Annotated in this window: 2 protein-coding genes and 4 pseudogenes; 3 read left to right on the forward strand and 3 right to left on the reverse strand. The window is 52.0% G+C overall.

Annotated elements, in window-relative coordinates; all coding sequences use genetic code 11:
• Positions 1–210, forward strand: a pseudogene (locus tag QZ506_RS12920) (IS5/IS1182 family transposase); the annotation flags it as partial.
• A 57-nt stretch (positions 211–267) separates the two neighbouring features.
• Positions 268–753: a Crp/Fnr family transcriptional regulator gene (locus tag QZ506_RS12925; protein WP_291971556.1), complete on the forward strand. Its 486-nt coding sequence runs from the start codon at positions 268–270 to the stop codon at positions 751–753.
• A gap of 75 nt (positions 754–828) precedes the next feature.
• On the opposite strand, the gene fpr is transcribed toward QZ506_RS12925, so the two are convergent.
• From fpr to QZ506_RS12940, 3 genes and pseudogenes are all read right to left on the reverse strand, one after another.
• Positions 829–1,575, reverse strand: a complete 747-nt coding sequence (gene fpr, locus QZ506_RS12930) for a ferredoxin--NADP(+) reductase (protein ID WP_291971558.1) — start codon at positions 1,573–1,575, stop codon at positions 829–831.
• A gap of 140 nt (positions 1,576–1,715) precedes the next feature.
• Positions 1,716–2,384 (reverse strand): annotated as a pseudogene (locus QZ506_RS12935) (fructose-bisphosphatase class II).
• Positions 2,385–2,671: 287 nt separating this feature from the next.
• Positions 2,672–3,815, reverse strand: a pseudogene (locus QZ506_RS12940) (MFS transporter); the annotation flags it as partial.
• A 61-nt stretch (positions 3,816–3,876) separates the two neighbouring features.
• Between QZ506_RS12940 and QZ506_RS12945 the strand changes: the two are divergent.
• Positions 3,877–3,955, forward strand: a pseudogene (locus QZ506_RS12945) (IS1 family transposase); the annotation flags it as partial.

Genomic DNA, 3,955 nt, shown 5'->3' on the forward strand with positions numbered 1-3,955 from the left:
ATTAGCGGTAGTAACGATATCTGGAAAAAGAAAGTGGGCTATCACCGGCGCTCAGTGGCTGAAACGGCCATGTTCCGGTTCAAAAGGCTTCTGGGTGGTCATCTAAGTCTGAGATACTACGATGCTCAGGTGGGTGAAGCCATGGCCATGGTCAAAGCGCTTAACCGGATCACGCTATTAGGAATGCCGAACAGTACTCGCATCACGTAACAATCGACCCGTATGGGGCGCAGTCGTTACAAGTTCTGATTTATTCAACAAAGCCTAGTGCTGCCAGAACGCACGATGGGAGATATTACTTGTATTACCAAGCAGCATGTTAATGTCACCACCATTGTGATCCGCGATGCGGATATTCCGGTGGTACCATCCGATATTTTACTGGATGCCATGCGGCAGGATGCTGAACTGGCGATAAAAATATGCCGTCACATTGTGGCCAAGCAGGAGAGCAGCCTGGAGGCGGTAATCACCAACACCAGTTGTGAACCCGCACAACGCCTTAAAATTTTACTTAAAAGCATGTTACTGGAAGGTGGAATTGAGCCTAAAAAAGGCTGGTATACTGTGCCGCTGACTTTGACCCATGAGGAATATGGCCAGATCATCAACGTGACTCGCGTCACCATTTCCAGAATACTGGCACATTGGCAAAGTGAAGGGCTGATATGTCGGGAAAATAAAACGATTATTGTCCATCATCAGCTGTTTGATGATGTGTATGACTGGCTTAGTTATTTTTCTGAAAAATAACCTTTCATTACCACGTAAAAAACACCGCGTTGCCTAAACGGGCAGGTAGTTGTAAGCCAGCCACACCGAATCTTCTCACCAATAATGCTCACTGGTAATATGCCCCGGACGGCGACGCAGGTGCTTGGTCATTTCCCGTTGTTCTTTCAGGCATTGCTGGGTATCGCGCACCATTTGCGGGTTACCGCACAGCATCACATGGCTGGTTTGCGCATTGAGTGGCAACCCGACCGCCTTCTCCAACGCTCCGCTGCTGATAAGCGCCGGAACGCGTCCTGTCAGGGAGCCTACCTGTGTTTCCCGGCTGATGACCGTTTTTATCCGCAGTTTATAGCCGTAACGCTGCTGTAGCTGCTGCATCTTGGGTAAGTAGCTAAGATCATTGTAAAAACGCGCCGCGTGCACCAATATGATGTGCTTGAAACGCTCCAGATCTTTCCCTTCCTCTAAAATCGACAGATAAGGGCCGATAGCGGTGCCGGTCGCGAGCATCCACAGTGTGTCGCAGTCAGGGATTTCTTCCAGAACAAAGAAACCTGCCGCCTCTTTGGTGATTTCCAGTGGCATTCCGGGTTGCAGAGCGTGCAAATGCGGGCTGAGCTTGCCGTCCGGCACCGTGACCAGATAAAACTCAAGAGTGGGATTACTGGGGGCATTCACGTAGGAATAGGCGCGTTGAATGCGTTCGCCGCCAATTTCCAGTCCCAGTTTGGCGTACTGGCCCGCAGTGAACGCGGCAATCGGCGCCTGAACCTGAATGCTGAAAAGGCTGTCCGTCCAATTTGTTACCTGAATAACGTTACCGGTTACCCACTCTGCCATAGTGCTGTGCTCCTGATGTTTTTCGGCCACTCAGGCCATCCCCTCACAAAACGGTGCGTCAGGGGAGAGGGCCTTTACGATACGCGATTTTTTAACAACAGTGAAACAATCAATACAATAGACGTTGTGCATTCATGCTATTACAGCAGGAAGTCATGCAACGCGGGATCTTTGCGATCGAGATAATGTGTTGAACGAATACGCCGTATGGTGCGTGATTTGCCGCGAATCAGCAGGGTTTCGGTGGTGGCGATGTTACCCCGACGGGCAATCCCTTCCAACAGGTCGCCTTTGGTGATGCCGGTAGCCGAGAAGATTACGTTGTCATTACGCGCCATATCGCTCAGAGTGAGTACACGTCCGGCTTCGATCCCCATTTCCGCACAACGTTCCAGCTCGCGCTCGCCCAAACGGCGGTTTTCCTCACTGTCCCCTTTAACCTAGTGACGAGCCAGCAGGCGACCTCGCATATCGCCATCCAGCGCACGGATCACCACAGCGGAAATCACCCCTTCCGGCGCGCCGCCGATGCCGTACAGCACATCGACTTCGCTGTCAAGCATACAGGTCAGAATTGAGGCCGCGACATCACCGTCGGGAATAGCAAACACTTTTACGCCCAGTTGTTGCATCTCGCCTTCACCGATCACGATCTGCCCGTTGATATCAACCTGATTGAGCATGATGCGCATGGCCTGCACCGCCGCGCCATCGGCGGCATTTTTATCGCCACGGCCAAGCCATTTGTAGCCTGTCAGCGCGGCAGCTTCTGTCACGCGGGAAAACTCAATCGCCAATTCAAGTTTCATGGATACCTGTCTGTTGTGTAATAGGAAAAGAAGGAATGGAGCGCGATTTTACCACACTCGCTGTGGGCGGGAGCAGGATGATATCAAGGGAGTGGCGAATGCGTTAGGCGTAATAAGTAAGGGCCGTGCAGACAAAGCCTCTTTATGCTCCGTCGTCCTCGGCGCAAGCCGGGGATCTCTGCCAGCAGAAACGTGTGTAACCTGCAAGAGATTCCCACCTGTGTGGGAATGACAGAGGTAGGTGGGAATGACTGTTTTAGGTAAATGGATCAGCGGCGTCATGAGTATTAACGGTGTGAAGCGGCGAGTTGCGCTTTTTTCTCACTGCCTGGCGCTTTAACCGTAATGGTTAATACCACAGAGACCAGCAAAGCAACGGCCATAAAGCTATAGGACATGCTCGGGTCGCCGGTAATGCCGTTGAGGTAGACGACCAGCCAGGCCCCGAGGAATGCGCCCAGTGCACCAAAGCTGTTGATCAAACCAATCGATACCCCAGAAACGTTTTTAGGCAACAGTTCAGGAATCAGCGCGAAGAACGGACCATAGGGGGCGCACATGCAGGCAGCCGCAACCACTAGCAGCGCATAAGACGCCCAGAAGTGCTGCGCGCCAATGGCGTAAGAGGTGAAGAAGGCTAACGATGCGATCAACAGCAGGGGCCAGATAAAGAGCTTACGGTTTTGCATTTTGTCCGACAGCCAGGAGACCGTCAGCATCAGCACGATGGCAGCAAAGTAAGGCGGTGCCGAGAGCCAGCCGACGGAAACTATATCCAGAGAGGATGCCGATTTGAGGATTGACGGCATCCACATCATAAAGCCGTAAACCCCGATGCTCCACAAGGCATGAACGGCACACAGGATAATCACATTGCGTGAACGCAAGGCTTCACCGTAGTTGCGTACCGGCTTGATGTTCTTCTGCTCCGCATCCATCACCGCCTGGAAATCTGCTTTTTCTTGCGCACTCATCCAGGTTACTTCGGAGGGCTTATCACGCACTAGGAACCACCAGATAAACGCCCAGATAATCGCCGGCGCGCCTTCGATAATGAACATTTCGCGCCAGCTGAACGCATTGATCAGGTAGCCGGAGACGATGGACATCCACAGCACGGTGACCGGATTGCCCAATACCACGAAGGTGTTGGCGCGTGAGCATTCCTCTTTGGTGAACCAGGTGCTGATGTAAATCAGCATGGAGGGCATCACCGCTGCTTCTACTACGCAGAGGATGAAACGGATCACCATCAGCATCGGGATATTATTGACCAACCCGGTGGCGGCGGCACACAATCACCACAAGATCAGGCTGACAAAAATCAGTTTGCGCACGCTGCGTTTAACGGCGTAAATGGAGCCCGGAACCTGAAAAGAAGAAATAGCCGAGAAAGAACAGCGCGCCAATCAGTGAAGACGCTCCCTTGCTGGGTCGTGTATTCAATATGTTGATTGCAGTGTGAAATGTCCGGTTTTGGATGTGGAATACAGTGGCTAAAGTTGATGTAAGATGCCCGTTTTGTGAACAGACATCTCCTGTGAAAAAACACGGTTATGGCAAAAGTGGCC

The organism is Candidatus Symbiopectobacterium sp., from assembly GCF_020054415.1.
Taxonomy (GTDB): domain Bacteria; phylum Pseudomonadota; class Gammaproteobacteria; order Enterobacterales; family Enterobacteriaceae; genus Symbiopectobacterium.

Excerpts from the sequence above, each read along its gene's own strand:
- fpr (WP_291971558.1), bottom strand. The coding sequence starts at position 1,575 with ATGGCAGAGTGGGTAACCGGTAACGTTATTCAGGTAACAAATTGGACG.